This window comes from Streptomyces sp. NPDC090106 (assembly GCF_044747265.1).
In the GTDB taxonomy this organism is placed as follows: Bacteria; Actinomycetota; Actinomycetes; order Streptomycetales; family Streptomycetaceae; genus Streptomyces.
Map to the genome: position 1 here is coordinate 372,699 of NZ_JBIVDS010000005.1, position 17,036 is coordinate 389,734.

Here is a 17,036-nt window from a genome sequence, read left to right on the forward strand (position 1 = left end):
GTAAGCGCTGTGGGCAATGACGCCTGCCGCGCATCCGCGAGGCGGGCTACGTCGCCCGCTCCGCCCCCGGACCGTCGGACACCGATCTGTCCCGTTCGGTCCCACATACTTCAAGCCACGTTGCGATACCCCCGTCGCACCCGCGTGGCGTCCGCATGTTGGAACGGAGTATCCGGTTCCCGAGAACCGCTCCATCATGTAACCTGCACGAAATTTTGCGCTTACGCAGAGGGCCAACGTCGTCCCTTCGCAACACACATGCCACTTGAGACGACGACGGGAGAGCCGATGCGTACGCCGCGCCAGCCGTCCCAGCACTCCGCGAATGGCCAGAAGTGGTCCTTCATGGATGCTCGCCCTGCTGCGCAGGGTATGTACGACCCCCGCAACGAAAAGGACGCCTGCGGCGTCGGCTTCGTGGCCACTCTCACCGGCGAGGCGAGCCATGCGCTGGTCGAGCAGGCGCTCACCGTTCTGCGCAACCTGGAGCACCGCGGTGCCACCGGCTCCGAGCCCGACTCGGGCGACGGCGCGGGCATCCTGACGCAGGTCCCGGACACCTTCTTCCGCGAGGTCGCCGGATTCGAGCTCCCCGAGGCCGGCGCCTACGCCGTCGGCATCGCCTTCCTCCCCGAGGACGGCACCGAGGACGCCGTCGCGCGCATCGAGACGATCGCCGCCGAGGAAGGCCTCACCGTCCTCGGCTGGCGCGGCGTCCCCGTCGCCCCCGAGCTGCTCGGCGCCACCGCCCGCTCGACCATGCCGGTCTTCCGCGAGATCTTCGTGAGCGACGGCGCGAGCACCGGCATCGACCTCGACCGCAAGGCGTTCGTGCTGCGCAAGCGCGCCGAGCGCGAGGTCGACGTCTACTTCCCCTCGCTGTCCGCGCGCACGATCGTCCACAAGGGCATGCTGACCACCGGCCAGCTCGAACCCTTCTTCCCGGACCTGTCCGACCGCCGCTTCGGCTCGGCGATCGCCCTCGTCCACTCGCGCTTCTCCACGAACACCTTCCCGTCGTGGCCGCTCGCGCACCCGTACCGCTTCGTCGCGCACAACGGTGAGATCAACACCGTCAAGGGCAACCGCAACTGGATGGTCGCCCGTGAGTCGCAGCTCGTCTCCGACCTCTTCGGCGGCGACGACAAGGCGCTCGACCGGATCTTCCCCGTCTGTACGCCGGACGCCTCCGACTCGGCGTCCTTCGACGAGGTGCTCGAACTGCTCCACCTCGGTGGGCGTTCGCTTCCGCACTCGGTCCTGATGATGATCCCGGAGGCGTGGGAGAACCACGACTCCATGGACCCGGCCCGGCGTGCCTTCTACCAGTACCACTCCACGATGATGGAGCCCTGGGACGGCCCGGCCTGCGTCACCTTCACCGACGGCACCCAGGTCGGCGCCGTTCTCGACCGCAACGGTCTGCGCCCCGGCCGCTACTGGGTCACCGACGAGGGCCTCGTCGTCCTCGGCTCCGAGGTCGGCGTCCTCGACATCGACCCCGCCAAGGTCGTCCGCAAGGGCCGCCTCCAGCCGGGCCGGATGTTCCTCGTCGACACCGCCGAGCACCGCATCATCGAGGACGACGAGATCAAGGCCGCCCTCGCCGCCGAGCAGCCCTACGCCGAGTGGCTGGAGGCCGGCGAGATCGAGCTGCCCGACCTGCCCGAGCGTGAGCACATCGTGCACACCCACGCCTCGGTCACCCGCCGCCAGCAGACCTTCGGTTACACCGAGGAGGAGCTGCGCGTCCTCGTCGCGCCGATGGCCAAGGCCGGTGCGGAGCCGATCGGTTCGATGGGCACCGACTCGCCGATCGCCGCGCTCAGCGAGCGCCCGCGGCTGCTCTTCGACTACTTCACCCAGCTGTTCGCGCAGGTCACCAACCCGCCGCTGGACGCCATCCGCGAGGAGCTCGTCACCTCGCTGCGCTCTTCCCTCGGCCCGGCCGGCAACCTGCTCGACCCCACGGCCGCCTCCTGCCGCTCGGTCACCCTGCCCTTCCCGGTGATCGACAACGACGAGCTGGCCAAGCTCATCCACATCAACGCCGACGGCGACATGCCCGGCTTCAAGGCCGCGACCCTGTCCGGCCTGTACCGGGTCTCCGGCGGCGGTGACTCCCTCGCCGCGCGCATCGAGGAGATCTGCGCCGAGGCCGACGCCGCCATCGACAACGGCGCCCGGCTGATCGTCCTCTCCGACCGGCACTCCGACGCCGAGCACGCGCCGATCCCGTCGCTGCTGCTCACCGCGGCCGTCCACCACCACCTCATCCGCACCAAGCAGCGCACCCACGTGGGCCTGCTGGTCGAGGCCGGTGACGTCCGCGAGGTCCACCACGTCGCCCTGCTGATCGGCTTCGGCGCCGCGGCCGTCAACCCGTACCTGGCGATGGAGTCCGTCGAGGACCTCGTCCGCGCCGGCACCTTCCTGTCCGGCATCGAGTCCGAGCAGGCCATCCGCAACCTGATCTACGCCCTGGGCAAGGGTGTTCTGAAGGTCATGTCGAAGATGGGCATCTCGACCGTCGCCTCCTACCGGGGCGCCCAGGTCTTCGAGGCCGTCGGTCTCGAAGAGGGCTTCGTCGCGAAGTACTTCAACGGCACCGCCTCCAAGATCGGCGGCATCGGCATCGACGTCGTCGCCAAGGAGGTCGCCGCCCGGCACGCCAAGGCGTACCCGGCGTCCGGTATCGCGCCGGCCCACCGCGCCCTCGACATAGGCGGCGAGTACCAGTGGCGCCGCGAGGGCGAGCCGCACCTGTTCGACCCGGAGACGGTCTTCCGCCTCCAGCACTCGACGCGCTCGGGCCGCTTCGACATCTTCAAGCAGTACACGGACCGGGTGAACGAGCAGTCCGAGCGGCTGATGACGCTCCGCGGCCTGTTCGGCTTCACCTCCGACCGGCCCTCGATCCCCGTCGACGAGGTCGAGCCCGTCTCCGAGATCGTCAAGCGCTTCTCCACCGGCGCCATGTCGTACGGCTCCATCTCGCGCGAGGCGCACGAGACCCTCGCCATCGCCATGAACCAGCTGGGCGGCAAGTCCAACACCGGTGAGGGCGGCGAGGACCCGGACCGTCTCTACGACCCGGCCCGGCGCAGCGCCATCAAGCAGGTCGCCTCCGGCCGCTTCGGCGTGACCTCCGAGTACCTCGTCAACGCGGACGACATCCAGATCAAGATGGCCCAGGGCGCCAAGCCCGGCGAGGGCGGCCAGCTGCCCGGCCACAAGGTGTACCCCTGGGTCGCCCGGACCCGGCACAGCACCCCGGGCGTCGGCCTGATCTCCCCGCCGCCGCACCACGACATCTACTCCATCGAGGATCTGGCCCAGCTGATCCACGACCTGAAGAACGCGAACCCGCAGGCGCGGATCCACGTGAAGCTGGTCTCCGAGGTCGGTGTCGGCACGGTCGCCGCGGGTGTCTCCAAGGCCCACGCCGACGTCGTCCTCATCTCCGGCCACGACGGCGGTACCGGCGCCTCGCCGCTGACCTCCCTCAAGCACGCGGGCGGTCCCTGGGAGCTCGGCCTCGCCGAGACCCAGCAGACGCTGCTGCTCAACGGGTTGCGCGACCGGATCGTCGTCCAGACCGACGGCCAGCTCAAGACCGGCCGTGACGTCGTCATCGCCGCGCTGCTCGGCGCCGAGGAGTTCGGTTTCGCGACCGCGCCGCTCGTCGTCTCCGGCTGCGTCATGATGCGCGTCTGCCACCTGGACACCTGCCCGGTCGGCATCGCCACCCAGAACCCGGTGCTGCGCGACCGGTTCTCCGGCAAGGCCGAGTACGTCGTCAACTTCTTCACGTTCATCGCCGAAGAGGTCCGCGAGATCCTCGCCGAGCTGGGCTTCCGCTCCATCGAGGAGGCCGTCGGTCACGCCGAGGCCCTCGACGTCACACGGGCCGTCGACCACTGGAAGGCGCAGGGCCTCGACCTGGCCCCGCTCTTCTACGTGCCGCAGCTGCCCGAGGGCGCGGTGCGCCACCGGATCGTCGCCCAGGACCACGGGCTGGAGAAGGCGCTCGACAACGAGCTGATCAAGCTCGCCGCCGACGCCCTGGCCGCCGACTCGGCGACCGACGCACAGCCGGTGCGCGCCCAGGTCTCCATCCGCAACATCAACCGCACGGTCGGCACCATGCTCGGCCACGAGGTGACGAAGAAGTTCGGCGGCGCGGGCCTGCCCGAGGACACCGTCGACATCACCTTCACCGGCTCCGCCGGCCAGTCCTTCGGCGCCTTCCTCCCGCGCGGTGTCACGCTGCGCCTGGAGGGCGACGCCAACGACTACGTCGGCAAGGGCCTCTCCGGCGGCCGGGTCGTCGTCCGCCCGGACCGCGGCGCCGACCACCTCGCCGAGTACTCGACCATCGCGGGCAACACCATCGCGTACGGCGCGACCGGCGGCGAGCTGTTCCTGCGCGGCCGGACCGGCGAGCGGTTCTGCGTCCGCAACTCCGGTGCCCTGGTGGTCTCGGAGGGCGTGGGCGACCACGGCTGCGAGTACATGACCGGCGGTCACGCGGTCGTCCTCGGCGAGACGGGCCGCAACTTCGCGGCCGGTATGTCGGGCGGCGTCGCGTACGTGATCGACCTCGACCGCGACAACGTCAACGCCGGCAACCTGGACGCCGTCGAGGCGCTGGACGACAGCGACAAGCAGTGGCTGCACGACGTGGTGCGCCGCCACGCGGAGGAGACCGGCTCCACGGTCGCCGAGAAGCTGCTCGTCGACTGGGACGCCTCCGCGGAGCGCTTCAGCAAGATCATCCCCAGCACGTACAAGGCAGTGCTCGCCGCCAAGGCCGCCGCCGAGCAGGCCGGTCTCACCGAGACCGAGATCACCGAGAAGATGATGGAGGCGGCGATCAATGGCTGACCCGAAGGGCTTCCTCAACCACGGCCGTGAGGTCGCCAAGTCCCGCCCCGTCGACGTCCGGCTCAAGGACTGGAACGAGGTCTACGTCCCCGGCTCCCTGCTGCCGATCATCAGCGAGCAGGCCAGCCGCTGCATGGACTGCGGCATCCCGTTCTGCCACAACGGCTGTCCGCTCGGGAACCTCATCCCCGAGTGGAACGACTACGCCTACCGCGAGGACTGGACGGCGGCCTCCGAGCGCCTGCACGCCACCAACAACTTCCCGGAGTTCACGGGCCGGCTGTGCCCGGCCCCGTGCGAGTCGGCGTGCGTGCTCGGCATCAACCAGCCGGCCGTGACCATCAAGAACGTCGAGGTCTCGATCATCGACAAGGCGTGGGACGAGGGCACCGTCGCCCCGCAGGCCCCCGAGCGCCTGTCGGGCAAGACCGTCGCCGTCATCGGCTCGGGCCCCGCGGGCCTGGCCGCCGCGCAGCAGCTGACCCGGGCGGGTCACACCGTCGCCGTCTACGAGCGCGCGGACCGGGTCGGCGGCCTCCTGCGGTACGGCATCCCCGAGTTCAAGATGGAGAAGCGGCACATCAACCGCCGCATCGAGCAGATGCGCGCGGAGGGCACCCGCTTCCGCACCGGCATCGAGATCGGCCGCGACCTCAAGGCGACCGACCTCAAGAAGCGGTACGACGCCGTCGTCATCGCCGCCGGCGCCACGACCGCGCGTGACCTGCCCGTCCCCGGGCGGGAGCTGAACGGCATCCACCAGGCGATGGAGTACCTGCCGCTCGCCAACAAGGTGCAGGAGGGCGACTACGTCGTCGCGCCCATCACCGCCGAGGGCAAGCACGTCGTCGTCATCGGCGGCGGCGACACCGGCGCCGACTGCGTGGGCACCGCCCACCGCCAGGGCGCGGCCTCCGTCACCCAGCTGGAGATCATGCCCCGGCCGGGCGAGGAGCGGAACGCGGGCCAGCCGTGGCCGACCTTCCCGATGCTCTACAAGGTGACCTCCGCGCACGAGGAGGGCGGCGAGCGGGTCTACTCCGTCTCCACCACCCACTTCGAGGGCGACGAGGACGGCAACGTCCAGTGGCTGCACCTCACCGAGGTCGAGTTCGTCGACGGCAGGCTGACCCCGAAGCCGGGCACGGAGCGCAAGATCCCCGCCCAGCTGGTCACCCTCGCGATGGGCTTCACCGGCACCGACCGCGAGAACGGCCTCGTCGAGCAGTTCGGCCTGGACCTCGACGAGCGCGGCAACGTCGCCCGCGACGCCGACTTCCAGACCAACGTCCCCGGCGTGTTCGTCGCCGGTGACGCCGGCCGCGGCCAGTCGCTCATCGTCTGGGCGATCGCCGAGGGCCGCTCGGCCGCCCGCGGCTGCGACCGCTTCCTGACCGGCGCGAGCGAACTCCCCGCGCCGATCCGCCCCACGGACCGCTCCCTGATGGTGTGATCCGGCCCCGATAGACGTCCCGTACAAAGGCGTACGGAACACCGACAGCGCTCGCCCTCCTGTCCCCGACCGGACGTGGGCGGGCGCTGTCGTATCCATGGCAGAGTGAGGCCATGGTGGCGATCAGTCTCAGCAAGGTTCAGGAGACCGCGCCCGCGCTGGTCAGCCTGTACAAGTCGGCCGGGGTGTCCCTCACGAAGCACGGTCTTCAGGGGCAGCGGGCCAGCGTGTACCTCGTCGTCGACTACTCGGGGTCGATGAAGCCGTACTACAAGGACGGCAGTGTGCAGGCGCTCGCCGACCGGGTGCTCGGGCTGTCCGCGCAACTGGACGACGACGGCCGGGTGCCGGTGGTGTTCTTCTCCACGGACGTGGACGCCGTCACCGAGATCGCGCTCGCCGATCACCAGGGCCGCATCGAGCGGATCGTGGCCGGGCTCGGGCACATGGGGAAGACCAGCTACCACCTGGCGATGGACGCCGTCATCGACCACTACCTCGACAGCGGGGCCACCGCCCCCGCCCTGGTGGTGTTCCAGACCGACGGAGGGCCCATCAACAAGCTCGCCGCGGAACGGTACCTGTGCAAGGCGGCCCGGCTGCCGCTGTTCTGGCAGTTCGTCGGCTTCGGGGACCGCGGGAGCAGGCAGTTCGACTATCTGCGCAAGCTGGACGAGCTGTCCGTGCCGGACAAGCGGGTCGTCGACAACGCCGGGTTCTTCCACCTCGGCCCGGAACCGCGGAAGGTGACGGACGCCGAGCTGTACGACCGGATCGTCGGGGAGTTCCCGGAATGGCTGGCCGCGGCGCGCGCGCAAGGCATCGTCCCGGCCGCCGTGCCCCACGCCTGAACCGGCCCCCGCCCGGCCCGAGTTCGGGAGCGGCGGTTGGCTCCGCAGGGCCGTCGTGCCACTCTGGGAGGCGTGCCGAGGGAGGCGACGGCCCATGGGCGACGGCGCACGGCGGGCGGAAGCGGGCAAGGGCGAGAAGGTGGCCGACTGGGCCGACGGGCGGCTCGGACTGTACGCCCTCGCCAAGGCCAACATGCGCAAGGTGTTTCCCGACCACTGGTCGTTCATGCTCGGGGAGATCTGCCTCTACAGCTTCCTCGTCATCATCCTCACCGGCATCTATCTCACCCTGTTCTTCGAGCCGAGCGGCGTCGACGTCGTCTACCACGGCTCCTACGAGCCCCTCAACGGCGTCGTGATGACCAAGGCGTACGCCTCCACGCTCGACATCAGCTTCGACGTGCGCGGCGGGCTGCTGATCCGGCAGATCCACCACTGGGCGGCCCTGGTCTTCGTCACCGGGATGCTCGTGCACATGATGCGGATCTTCTTCACCGGGGCGTACCGCAAGCCCCGCGAGCTCAACTGGGTGTTCGGCTGGACCCTGTTGATGCTCGGCATCATCACCGGACTGACCGGCTACTCCCTCCCCGACGACCTGCTGTCCGGCACCGGCATCCGGTTCGCCGACGGGGCGATCCTGGCGGTCCCCCTGGTCGGGACGTATCTGTCGTTCTTCCTGTTCGGCGGGGAGTTCCCCGGCCACGACATCATCCCGAGGCTGTTCCCGGTCCATGTGCTGCTGCTGCCGGGGATCATGCTCGGTCTGGTGACCGTCCATCTGATCCTGGTCTTCCACCACAAACACACTCAGTACCCGGGTCCCGGCAAGGACGAGAAGTCGGTCGTCGGGATGCCGCTGCTGCCCGTGTACACGGCCAAGGCGGGCGGCTTCTTCTTCCTCGTGTTCAGCGTGCTGGCGCTCATGGGCGGCCTCGCGCAGATCAACCCCGTGTGGGCGTTCGGCCCCTACCGCCCGGACCTGGTGACCACCGGCGCCCAGCCCGACTGGTATCTCGGCTTCTCCGAGGGGCTGATCCGGGTGATGCCGGGATGGGAGATCAACGCCTGGGGCCACACGCTCGCGCTCGGCGTCCTCATCCCCTTCTCCCTCTTCCCGCTGATCCTGATCGCCCTCGGCCTCTACCCGTTCGCCGAGGCGTGGATCACCGGCGACCGGCGTGAGCACCACGTCCTGGACCGGCCGCGCAACGTCCCCGTGCGCACCGGGCTCGGCGTGGCCTGGATCAGCCTGTACGCGGTGCTCTTGATCGGCGGCGGCAACGACATCGTGGCCCTGCGGCTGCATCTGTCGATCAACGCGATCACCTGGTTCGTGCGGATCGCCGTGTTCGTGGTGCCGGTGCTCGCCTTCGTCGTCACCAAACGGATCTGCCTCGGGCTCCAGCGCCGCGACCGCGACACCGTGCTGCACGGCCGCGAGACCGGCACGATCAAGCTCCTCCCGCGCGGCGAGTACGTCGAGGTGCACGAACCCCTCACCCCGGCACGGCTGTTCACCCTCACCCAGCACGAGCAGAGCCCGCCCTACGCGCTCGGCCCGCTCGTCGACAGCAACGGCGTACGGCGGCCGGTGACCGTGCCGCAGCGGGTGCGGGCCCGGCTCGCCCGGGCGATGTTCGGGCCCGGGACGCGCATCCCGAAGCCGACCGCCGAGGAGTACCGGCAGCTCACCCGCGGCGACCACCACTGAGGGCGCCCTCCAGCACGGTCGTCCGGCACTCGTCCGGGGTGCCCCACGCGGTGCGCAGCGCCCGTGCCTTGGCCAGCCACAGCGACAGGTCGTACTCCGCGGTGTAGCCGATCGCGCCGTGCAGTTGCAGCGCCGTCCGCGCCGCCCGGTACGCGGCCTCGCACGCGGTGACCTTCGCCGCGGCGACGTCCGCCGGGTCGAGGGTGAGCGCGGCGCCCAGGAGCAGCGGGCGGGCGAACTCCAGAGCCACCAGGACATCGGCCAGTTGATGCTTGACCGCCTGGAACGAGCCGACGGGGACACCGAACTGGGTGCGCTGCCCGACGTACGTCACCGTCCGGTCCAGCAGGGCCAGTCCGACGCCGAGGGCCTGGGCGGCGGTGGTGAGCCGGGCCAGGAGCAACGCCCGGGCGGGCGGCGGGCCGGAGGTGAGGAGTGTGCCCGGGGTGAGGGCGGTGAGCCGGCGGGCCGGGTCGAGGGACGCCCGCACCGGGCCGTGCGCGGCGGCCAGGTACAGCCCGTCCGGCGCCAGGACGAGCCGCAGGTCGGCCGCGTCGCCGTCGAGCGCGTACGGGCCGCCGTACGCCACGGTCGCCAGGGACTCCCCGGACACCAGCCGTTTCACCGGGCCGGGATCCTCCAGCAGGGCCGCCGCCGTCACCGTCTCCACCAGCGGGCCCGGGACCGCGTGCCGCCCCAGCTCGACGAAGGCGAGGGCGAGTTCCACGGGGCGCGGTCCGAGCCCGTCGTACTCCTCGGGCACGGCGAGCGCGAACACCCCGGCCGCGGCGAGCCGGGACCACAGCGCGCGCCCGCTCCCGTGCTCCCCGCGCGCCCACTCCCGTACGACGGCGGGGGTGCCGGCGCCGGTCAGCAGGGCGTTCAGCGAGGCGGCGAAGGCCCGCTGTTCGGGGTCGGGCAGGAACCGCATCAGCGCCGCCCCTTCGGCAGGCCGAGCAGACGCTCGGCGATGATGTCCCGCTGGATCTCGTTGGTGCCGGCGTAGATGGGGCCCGCGAGGGCGAAGACATAGCGCTCGGCCCATTCGGTGTCCGCCAGTTCGCCCTCCGCGCCCAGCAGGTCGAGGGCCGTCTCGGTGAGCGCGATGTCGTACTCCGACCAGAAGACCTTGTTGAGGCTGGAGCGCGGGCCGATCGCCTCCCCGTCGAGGTGGGCCGAGGCCGCCGCGTGGGTGAAGAGCTGGTGCGCGCGGGCGCCGATGAGCGCGTCGGCGACCCGCGCGCCCGTGTCCGCGGGGCCGCCCCGCTCCCACCACAGCTCCCTCAGCCGCTCGGCGGCGGCGAGATAGCGGCCGGGGGAGCGCAGTTTGAGGCCCCGTTCGTTGCCGGTCGTCGCCATCGCGATCCGCCAGCCCTGGCCCGGCTCCCCGATGACGTCCTCGTCCGGTACGAACACCTCGTCCAGGAACAGTTCGGCGAACGCGGGCCTGCCGTCGAGGCGGGCGACCGGGCGGACCGTGACGCCCGGGGCGCGCAGGTCGAACATCAGGTACGTCAGGCCCTGATGGGGCCTCGGCGCGCCCGGGTCGCTGCGGAACAGGCCGAACGCGCGGTCCGCGAAGGCCGCCCGGGACGACCACGTCTTCTGCCCGGTCAGCAGCCAGCCGCCGTCCGTACGGACCGCCCGGGAGCGCAGCGCCGCCAGGTCCGAGCCCGCCTCCGGCTCCGACCACGCCTGCGCCCAGACCACCTCGCCGCACGCCATCGGCGGCAGCACGCGGGCGCGTTGCTCCGGTGTGCCGTGGTCGAAGAGGGTCGGCGCGAGGAGGCTGACGCCGTTCTGGCCGACGCGGCCCGGGGCGCCCGCCGCGTAGTACTCCTCCTCGAAGAGCAGCCAGCGCACCAGCCCCGCGTCCCGGCCGCCGTACTCGGCCGGCCAGTCGACCACCGACCAGCGGTCCGAGGCCAGTTCGGCCTCCCAGGCGCGATGGGCCGCGAAGCCCTCCTCGGTCTCCAGGGAGACGAGCGGGGTGCGCGGGACGTGCGCCACCAGCCACGCCCGCGCCTCCTCCCGGAACGCCTCGTCCTGCGGGGCGAAGGCGAGATCCATCGGCGAACCGTCCTTCCCTAACAAGTGTTTGGTAGGTTAGCGTGCCCCTATGACAGGCGTCGAGAGTCCGGCCTACGAGCCGGGGCACGGGCTGCTGGAAGGCCGCACCGCCGTCATCACCGCCGCCGCCGGAGCGGGGATCGGCGGGGCGACCGCACGGCGCTTCCTGGAGGAGGGCGCGCGCGTGCTCATCAGCGACGCGCACACCCGCCGGCTCAAGGAGCACGAGAGCGAACTGGTCCGCGAGTTCCCCGGCGCCGTGACCTCCCAGCCGTGCGACGTCACCGACGAGACCCAGGTGGCCGCCCTGTTCGCCACCGCGGTGCGCGCCCACGGACGGCTCGACGTCGTCGTCAACAACGCGGGCCTCGGCGGCACGTCGGCCCTCGTCGACATGAGCGACGACCAGTGGTCACGGGTCCTGGACGTGACCCTCAACGGCACGTTCCGGTGCGCCCGCGCGGCCCTGCGGCACTTCAGGGACCAGCGCGAGGGCGGCGTCATCGTCAACAACTCCTCCGTCGTCGGCTGGCGCGCCCAGGCCGGACAGGCGCACTACGCCGCCGCCAAGGCCGGGGTGATGGCCCTGACCCGGTGCGCGGCGATCGAGGCCGCCGAGTACGGGGTGCGGGTCAACGCCGTGGCGCCCAGCCTCGCCATGCACCCCCACCTCGCGAAGGTGACCTCCCCGGAACTGCTGGCGGAGCTGACCGCGCGGGAGGCCTTCGGACGGTACGCCGAGCCGTGGGAGGTGGCGAACGTGATCGTGTTCCTCGCGTCGGGCTACTCGTCGTACCTGACGGGAGAGGTCGTCGCCGTCAGCTCCCAGCACCCCTAGGACCACAATGGGACCGTGCCGACCAAGAAGAAGCCCCAGGTGACCGCCGCGCCCGCCCGACGGCGCGAACTCCTCGACACCGCCGCCGAGGTCTTCGCCGAACAGGGCTACAACGCCACCACCGTCCGCAAGATCGCCGACCAGGCGGGGATGCTCGCGGGCAGCCTCTACTACCACTTCGACTCCAAGGAATCGATGCTGGAGGAGATCCTGCGGTCCTTCCTCGACGAGCTGTGGACGGGCTACGACACCGTCCTGGCCGCCGGGTCGGGGCCCCGGGAGACCCTGGAGGCCCTGGTCACCGAGTCGTTCCGGGAGATCGACCGGCACCGCGCCGCCGTCGCGATCTACCAGAAGGAGAGCAAGCAGCTCGTCGCGCAGGAGCGGTTCGGCTTCCTCGCCGCGTCGCAGCGCAGGTTCGAGAAGGTGTGGCTGTCCACGCTGGAACGCGGGGTCGCCGCCCGGGTCTTCCGGGCCGACCTCGACATGCGGCTGACGTACCGCTTCGTGCGCGACACCGTGTGGGTCGCCGCGTCCTGGTACCGGCCCGGCGGACAGCACAGCCCCGAGGAGATCGCCCGGCAGTACCTGTCGATGGTGCTGGACGGGATCGCCGTACGCGAATAACCCCTTTCTGTCTGGGAGTTGCCATGGCCGAGGCCTATGTCGTCGAAGCGGTCCGGACGCCCGTCGGGCGGCGCGGAGGAGGGCTCAGCGCGGTCCATCCGGCCGACCTGGGCGCCCATGTGCTCAAGGAACTGATCGCCCGCGCGGCGATCGACCCGGGCGCCGTCGAGGACGTCGTCTTCGGCTGCCTCGACGCGGTCGGGCCGCAGGCCGGGGACATCGCGCGGACCTGCTGGCTGGCGGCCGGGCTGCCCGAGGAGGTGCCCGGGGTGACCGTGGACCGGCAGTGCGGCTCCTCCCAGCAGGCGGTGCACTTCGCCGCGCAGGGCGTGCTGTCCGGGACGCAGGACCTCGTCGTCGCCGGCGGGGTGCAGAACATGTCGATGATCCCGATCGCCTTCGCGACCCGGCAGGCGGCCGAACCGCTCGGACTGACCAAGGGCCCCTTCGCGGGCAGCGAGGGCTGGCAGGCGCGGTACGGGAACAAGCCGGTGAACCAGTTCGCGGGCGCCGAGATGATCGCCGCCAAGTGGGGCATCAGCCGCGAGGACCAGGAGGAGTTCGCGCTCCGCTCCCACCGGCGGGCCCTGCGCGCCATCGACGAGGGGCGCTTCGAGCGGGAGACCGTCGCCCTCGGACCCGTCACCGTCGACGAGGGGCCGCGCCGGGACACCTCGCTGGAGAAGATGGCGGGCCTCAAGCCGGTCGTCGACGGCGGCACCGTCACCGCCGCCTGCTCCTCGCAGGTCTCCGACGGCGCGGCGGCCCTGCTGATCGCCTCCGAACGGGCCGTGCGGGAGCACGGGTTGACGCCCCGCGCGCGCGTGCACCATCTCTCGGTGCGCGGCGAGGACCCGATCCGGATGCTCACCGCGCCCATACCGGCCACCGCGCACGCCCTGAAGAAGACCGGGCTCACCATCGACGCCATCGACCTCGTCGAGATCAACGAGGCGTTCGCCCCGGTCGTCCTGGCCTGGCTGAAGGAGACCGGCGCCGATCCCGCCAGGGTCAACGTCAACGGCGGCGCGATCGCCCTCGGCCACCCCCTCGGGGCCACCGGCGTCAGGCTCATGACGACCCTGCTGCACGAACTGGAGCGCACCGGCGGCCGGTTCGGCCTCCAGACCATGTGCGAGGGCGGCGGACAGGCCAACGTCACCATCATCGAGCGCCTGTAGGCCCCGCGAGGCCGGTGACCGCCCACTTCGGGCGGGACGGTCACCGGCCGGGGCTCATCCCGGGGCCTGTCCCGGAGCCGTGAGGCGCCGCAGCACCTCCTCGGCCTCCTTCATGGTCCGCTCCACCAGCTCCGCGCACGAGGGCAGGTCCTCGATCACCCCGGCGACCTGCCCGGAGGCCATCACCCCCAGATCCGTGCGGCCCTCGACCATCGCCGACCTGAGCAGCATCGGCGTGTTGGCGGCCAGCAGGAGCTGGCTCCAGGTGAGGTCCTTGCCGTGCCGCAGGGCGAGGCCGTCGCGGACCATCGCGGGCCAGCCGAGCCCGGACAGCCTGCGGAACCCCGCCGCGCTGCGGACCGCGTGCAGCAGCCGCCGCGCGCGGCCGGAGCCCTCCAGCGCGGCCACGAGATCGGTGCGGAGCATCCGGTGGGGCAGACCGTCGACCGCGCGGGTGACCGTGACGTCCTTGACGGTCGCCGCCAGGTAGCACCGCTTCACCGCGTCCGGCACCGTCGAGTCCGAGGTCAGCAGGAAGCGCGTCCCCATGGCCACCCCGGCCGCCCCGTACGCGAGCGCCGCGACCAGGCCCCGTCCGTCGAAGAAGCCGCCCGCCGCGACCACCGGGATGTCCACGGCGTCCACCACCTGCGGCAGCAGCACGCTCGTGGCGACCTCGCCGGTGTGCCCGCCGCCCTCGCCGCCCTGGACGACGACGGCGTCCGCGCCCCAGGCCGCGACCTTCTCGGCGTGCCGGCGGGCGCCGACGGACGGGATGACGACCACGCCCGCCTCCTTGAGCTCGGCGATCAGACCGGGGGAGGGGGCGAGGGCGAACGACGCGACCCGCACCCCCTCGTCGAGCATGATCCGCACCCGGTCCCCGGCGTCCGCCGCGTCGGCCCGCAGATTCACGCCGAACGGCGCGTCCGTACGGGACCTGACCTCGCGGATCGCGTCACGCAGCCGGTCGGGGGTCATTGTCGCGGAGGCCAGGACACCGAGCGCGCCCGCCTCGGCGGCGGCGGAGACCAGCCGGGGGCCCGCCACCCAGCCCATCCCGGTCTGCACGATCGGATGCCGGACGCCGACGAGCCGGGTCAGCGCGGTCTCCATCAGCCGCCGACCTCACGGCCGCGCGCGCCCTGCGGGTCGATCACCTCACGGATCAACGTCAGCTCCTCGGCGGTCGGTTCGCGTGTGTACGGCACCTCGTCCGCGATCCGGAGGCCGAAGCCGGTCGCCTCGCGGACTTCCCCGACGCTCACGCCGGGATGCAGGGAGGCCAGCCGCATCGCGTGGTCCGGCGTCGCGAAGTCGAAGACGCCCAGGTCGGAGACGACCCGGGCGATCCGGTGGTGGCGGGCGTCTACGCCGGGCGCGTGCGCGTGGTCGTAGCCCACCCCGCACACCATGTCGACCTTCTCGACGAAGACCCGGCGCGAATGCCGGGGCACCCAGTAACTCGTCGGGTTGTTCAGGGTGTTGACCGGTGCGCCCCGCACGCCCAGCAGCTGCCGGGCGGGCCGGGCCCAGTCGCCGACGCAGGCGATGTTCTGGTTGCCGTACCGGTCGATCTGGCTCGCGCCCATCATCACGTGCCGCCGGCCGCCGGTGACCAGGTCGAGGTGGCGGCGGTAGGGCAGCCAGCCCTCGACGGCGCCGTCGGGCCGCACGATCATCGCCTCGCCGTCGGTGAGGAGCAGGTCGGGAGCGAAGGTGAGCCGCGCCAGCCGGGCCCCCACCGAGGGGATCAGGCCCATCGGGCTCGCGAGGATCTCGCCGCCGCCGCGCCAGGTCTCGGCGCAGGCGATGACGCAGTACTCGGCGCGGGTCGCCGCCGTCATGCCGTCCTCCCGCTGTCGGTGCGGAGATACCGTTCGGCGAACCGGGGCCAGGGCGTGGTCGCGTACGTCTTCTGGAGGTCCTCGTCGCGGCCGTAGTCGGGCACGCAGGACGTGAAGTGCGCGCCGCCCGGCGCCTCGACCACACCGGTGACCGTGTGCCGCTGGACCAGCAGCGACTGGGGCGGTGCCTCCTTCGTCAGCTCGGCGGTGTCCACGACCCGTTCGCAGGACAGGTACGCGGTGTCGGCGGCCTCGCAGAACAGGTCGTCGAAGTAGGGGTCGGGGCCCAGGTACTGGCCGTTGCCGTGCCGGTCGGCGCGGTTGAGATGCACCAGGGCCGCGTCCAGGCGCAGCGCGGGCACCGCGACGAACGTCTCCCCGTCGGCGTAGGGCGAGGTCACCGTCCGCAGCTCCGGGTTGACCCGCATGACGTCGGAGCCGAGAGCGGACCGCAGCGGCAGGAACGGCAGCCGGTGCGCGGCGGCGCGCAGACCCCACAGGAACATCGCCTCGTCGAGTTCGGTCAGTTCGAGCGTGCCGTTCTCGCGGGCCGCCCGGTAGTGGGGCTCCAGGGGGATCGAGTCCAGGGTGACGAACGGGGCGACGAGCCTGCGCACCCGCCCGGCGGCGGCCAGCATGCCGACGTCGGGGCCGCCGCAGGAGACGACGGTGAGGTCGGTGACCTCGGTGCGCAGCAGGGCCCGCACCAGTTCCATCGGCTTGCGGCGCGAGCCCCACCCGCCGATGCCGAGCGTCATGCCGCTGCGCAGCCGGGAGACGGCCTCGGCGGCCGTCATCGTCTTGTCGCTCACGCGCCCTCCTGTCCGAACGTGTTCCGGACCCGGTCGGCGACCCCGCTCACGCTCGCCTCGTAGGTGAAGCCCTGCTCGAAGCGGTAGCTGCGGTGGACGTCGACCGGGTCGATGCCGTTGATGGCCGCCTTGGCCAGACGCAGCAGCTCCCCGTCCTTGGCGGCGATCTCGCCCGCCAACTCCCGTGCGGCACGATCCAGTTCGTCCCCCGGGACGACCCGCCACACCGAGCCGTGCGCGTGCAGTTCGGCGGCGGTCGCGGTGCGCGAGGTGAAGTAGAGGGCCCGCATGAGGTGCTGGGGGACCAGCCGGGCCAGATGCGTGGCGGCGCCGAGGGCGCCCCGGTCCAGCTCGGGCAGTCCGAAGACCGCGTCCTCGCTCGCGACGATCGCGTCCGCGTTCCCGGCCAGCCCGACCCCGCCGCCCAGACAGAAGCCGCGCACGGCAGCCACCACCGGGACCTCGCACTCGTAGACCGCCGAGAAGGCCGCGGAGCAGCCCCGGTTGGCGCCGATCAGGGCGCTCGGCCCGGCCGACTGGAGCTCCTTGATGTCGACGCCCGCGTTGAAGCCGCGCCCCTCGGACCGGAGCACCACACAGCGGACCGAGGGATCGCGTCCCGCCGCACGCACCGCCTCGGCCAGGTCGAACCAGCCTTTCACCGGCAGCGCGTTGACGGGCGGGAAGTCGACCGTGACGACCGCGATCCCTTTTTCCGGAGGGGAGGTGGAGACACCCATGGGCGCATCAGCTACC

Annotated in this window: 13 protein-coding genes; 7 read left to right on the forward strand and 6 right to left on the reverse strand. The window is 71.7% G+C overall.

Going from position 1 to position 17,036, the window contains the following annotated elements:
• The first annotated feature begins 288 nt into the window (after window positions 1-288).
• The 4 genes from gltB to ACIPSE_RS18750 all read left to right on the forward strand — a co-directional run bounded on the left by gltB (window position 289) and on the right by ACIPSE_RS18750 (window position 8,905).
• Window positions 289-4,887, forward strand: coding sequence for a glutamate synthase large subunit (gene gltB / locus ACIPSE_RS18735; protein WP_401663885.1), 4,599 nt, complete (start codon window positions 289-291; stop codon window positions 4,885-4,887).
• The gene (locus ACIPSE_RS18740; RefSeq protein WP_401663887.1) at window positions 4,880-6,340 is read left to right on the forward strand and encodes a glutamate synthase subunit beta; all 1,461 of its coding nucleotides are present in this window, start codon (window positions 4,880-4,882) and stop codon (window positions 6,338-6,340) included. The genes gltB and ACIPSE_RS18740 overlap by 8 nt, the downstream gene beginning before the upstream one ends.
• Before the next feature lie 113 nt (window positions 6,341-6,453).
• A complete protein-coding gene (locus tag ACIPSE_RS18745) occupies window positions 6,454-7,191 on the forward strand; it encodes a vWA domain-containing protein (protein WP_401663889.1) in 738 nt (245 codons plus the stop codon).
• A 94-nt stretch (window positions 7,192-7,285) separates the two neighbouring features.
• Window positions 7,286-8,905, forward strand: coding sequence for a cytochrome bc complex cytochrome b subunit (locus ACIPSE_RS18750; RefSeq protein WP_401663891.1), 1,620 nt, complete (start codon window positions 7,286-7,288; stop codon window positions 8,903-8,905).
• Here ACIPSE_RS18750 and ACIPSE_RS18755 read toward each other — a convergent pair.
• Together ACIPSE_RS18755 and ACIPSE_RS18760 are read right to left on the reverse strand one after the other, a co-directional pair.
• On the reverse strand, window positions 8,883-9,836 hold the full coding sequence (locus tag ACIPSE_RS18755; RefSeq protein WP_401663894.1) for an acyl-CoA dehydrogenase family protein: 954 nt from the start codon (window positions 9,834-9,836) through the stop codon (window positions 8,883-8,885). The genes ACIPSE_RS18750 and ACIPSE_RS18755 overlap by 23 nt on opposite strands.
• Window positions 9,836-10,975, reverse strand: a complete 1,140-nt coding sequence (locus tag ACIPSE_RS18760) for an acyl-CoA dehydrogenase family protein (RefSeq protein ID WP_401663897.1) — start codon at window positions 10,973-10,975, stop codon at window positions 9,836-9,838. The genes ACIPSE_RS18755 and ACIPSE_RS18760 overlap by 1 nt, the downstream gene beginning before the upstream one ends.
• 49 nt (window positions 10,976-11,024) lie before the next feature.
• Here ACIPSE_RS18760 and ACIPSE_RS18765 point away from each other — a divergent pair, with 49 nt between their 5' ends.
• From ACIPSE_RS18765 to ACIPSE_RS18775, 3 genes are read left to right on the forward strand one after another with little or no spacing between them, the layout of a single operon-like run.
• Window positions 11,025-11,813, forward strand: coding sequence for an SDR family oxidoreductase (locus ACIPSE_RS18765; protein ID WP_401663900.1), 789 nt, complete (start codon window positions 11,025-11,027; stop codon window positions 11,811-11,813).
• 15 nt (window positions 11,814-11,828) lie between these two features.
• Window positions 11,829-12,440, forward strand: coding sequence for a TetR/AcrR family transcriptional regulator (locus tag ACIPSE_RS18770; protein WP_401663902.1), 612 nt, complete (start codon window positions 11,829-11,831; stop codon window positions 12,438-12,440).
• A gap of 23 nt (window positions 12,441-12,463) precedes the next feature.
• Window positions 12,464-13,621 carry an acetyl-CoA C-acetyltransferase gene (locus ACIPSE_RS18775; RefSeq protein ID WP_401663905.1) on the forward strand — a complete coding sequence of 386 codons (1,158 nt, stop codon included), beginning with the start codon at window positions 12,464-12,466 and terminating at the stop codon, window positions 13,619-13,621.
• 54 nt (window positions 13,622-13,675) lie between these two features.
• Here the strand turns inward: ACIPSE_RS18775 and ACIPSE_RS18780 are convergent, their stop codons facing one another.
• Genes ACIPSE_RS18780 through ACIPSE_RS18795 form a run of 4 tightly spaced genes read right to left on the reverse strand, consistent with a single transcriptional unit; the run spans window position 13,676 to window position 17,020 of the window.
• Window positions 13,676-14,737 carry an NAD(P)H-dependent flavin oxidoreductase gene (locus tag ACIPSE_RS18780; protein WP_401663908.1) on the reverse strand — a complete coding sequence of 354 codons (1,062 nt, stop codon included), beginning with the start codon at window positions 14,735-14,737 and terminating at the stop codon, window positions 13,676-13,678.
• Window positions 14,737-15,468, reverse strand: a complete 732-nt coding sequence (locus ACIPSE_RS18785; protein WP_401663910.1) for a CoA-transferase subunit beta — start codon at window positions 15,466-15,468, stop codon at window positions 14,737-14,739. The genes ACIPSE_RS18780 and ACIPSE_RS18785 overlap by 1 nt, the downstream gene beginning before the upstream one ends.
• Window positions 15,465-16,280 (reverse strand): CoA transferase subunit A, encoded by an 816-nt coding sequence (locus tag ACIPSE_RS18790; protein WP_401663912.1) that lies wholly within the window; start codon window positions 16,278-16,280, stop codon window positions 15,465-15,467. The genes ACIPSE_RS18785 and ACIPSE_RS18790 overlap by 4 nt, the downstream gene beginning before the upstream one ends.
• The gene (locus tag ACIPSE_RS18795) at window positions 16,277-17,020 is read right to left on the reverse strand and encodes an enoyl-CoA hydratase family protein (protein WP_401663916.1); all 744 of its coding nucleotides are present in this window, start codon (window positions 17,018-17,020) and stop codon (window positions 16,277-16,279) included. Before ACIPSE_RS18795 ends, ACIPSE_RS18790 begins: the two co-directional genes overlap by 4 nt.
• Between the last annotated feature and the right edge of the window lie 16 nt (window positions 17,021-17,036).

What these genes read in the sequence shown, in the direction of transcription:
- gltB (WP_401663885.1), top strand. Translation starts at nt 289, where the DNA reads ATGCGTACGCCGCGCCAGCCGTCCCAGCACTCCGCGAATGGCCAGAAG.
- ACIPSE_RS18740 (WP_401663887.1), top strand. Translation starts at nt 4,880, where the DNA reads ATGGCTGACCCGAAGGGCTTCCTCAACCACGGCCGTGAGGTCGCCAAG.
- ACIPSE_RS18745 (WP_401663889.1), top strand. Translation starts at nt 6,454, where the DNA reads ATGGTGGCGATCAGTCTCAGCAAGGTTCAGGAGACCGCGCCCGCGCTG.
- ACIPSE_RS18750 (WP_401663891.1), top strand. Translation starts at nt 7,286, where the DNA reads ATGGGCGACGGCGCACGGCGGGCGGAAGCGGGCAAGGGCGAGAAGGTG.
- ACIPSE_RS18755 (WP_401663894.1), bottom strand. Translation starts at nt 9,836, where the DNA reads ATGCGGTTCCTGCCCGACCCCGAACAGCGGGCCTTCGCCGCCTCGCTG.
- ACIPSE_RS18760 (WP_401663897.1), bottom strand. Translation starts at nt 10,975, where the DNA reads ATGGATCTCGCCTTCGCCCCGCAGGACGAGGCGTTCCGGGAGGAGGCG.
- ACIPSE_RS18765 (WP_401663900.1), top strand. Translation starts at nt 11,025, where the DNA reads ATGACAGGCGTCGAGAGTCCGGCCTACGAGCCGGGGCACGGGCTGCTG.
- ACIPSE_RS18775 (WP_401663905.1), top strand. Translation starts at nt 12,464, where the DNA reads ATGGCCGAGGCCTATGTCGTCGAAGCGGTCCGGACGCCCGTCGGGCGG.
- ACIPSE_RS18780 (WP_401663908.1), bottom strand. Translation starts at nt 14,737, where the DNA reads ATGGAGACCGCGCTGACCCGGCTCGTCGGCGTCCGGCATCCGATCGTG.
- ACIPSE_RS18785 (WP_401663910.1), bottom strand. Translation starts at nt 15,468, where the DNA reads ATGACGGCGGCGACCCGCGCCGAGTACTGCGTCATCGCCTGCGCCGAG.
- ACIPSE_RS18795 (WP_401663916.1), bottom strand. Translation starts at nt 17,020, where the DNA reads ATGGGTGTCTCCACCTCCCCTCCGGAAAAAGGGATCGCGGTCGTCACG.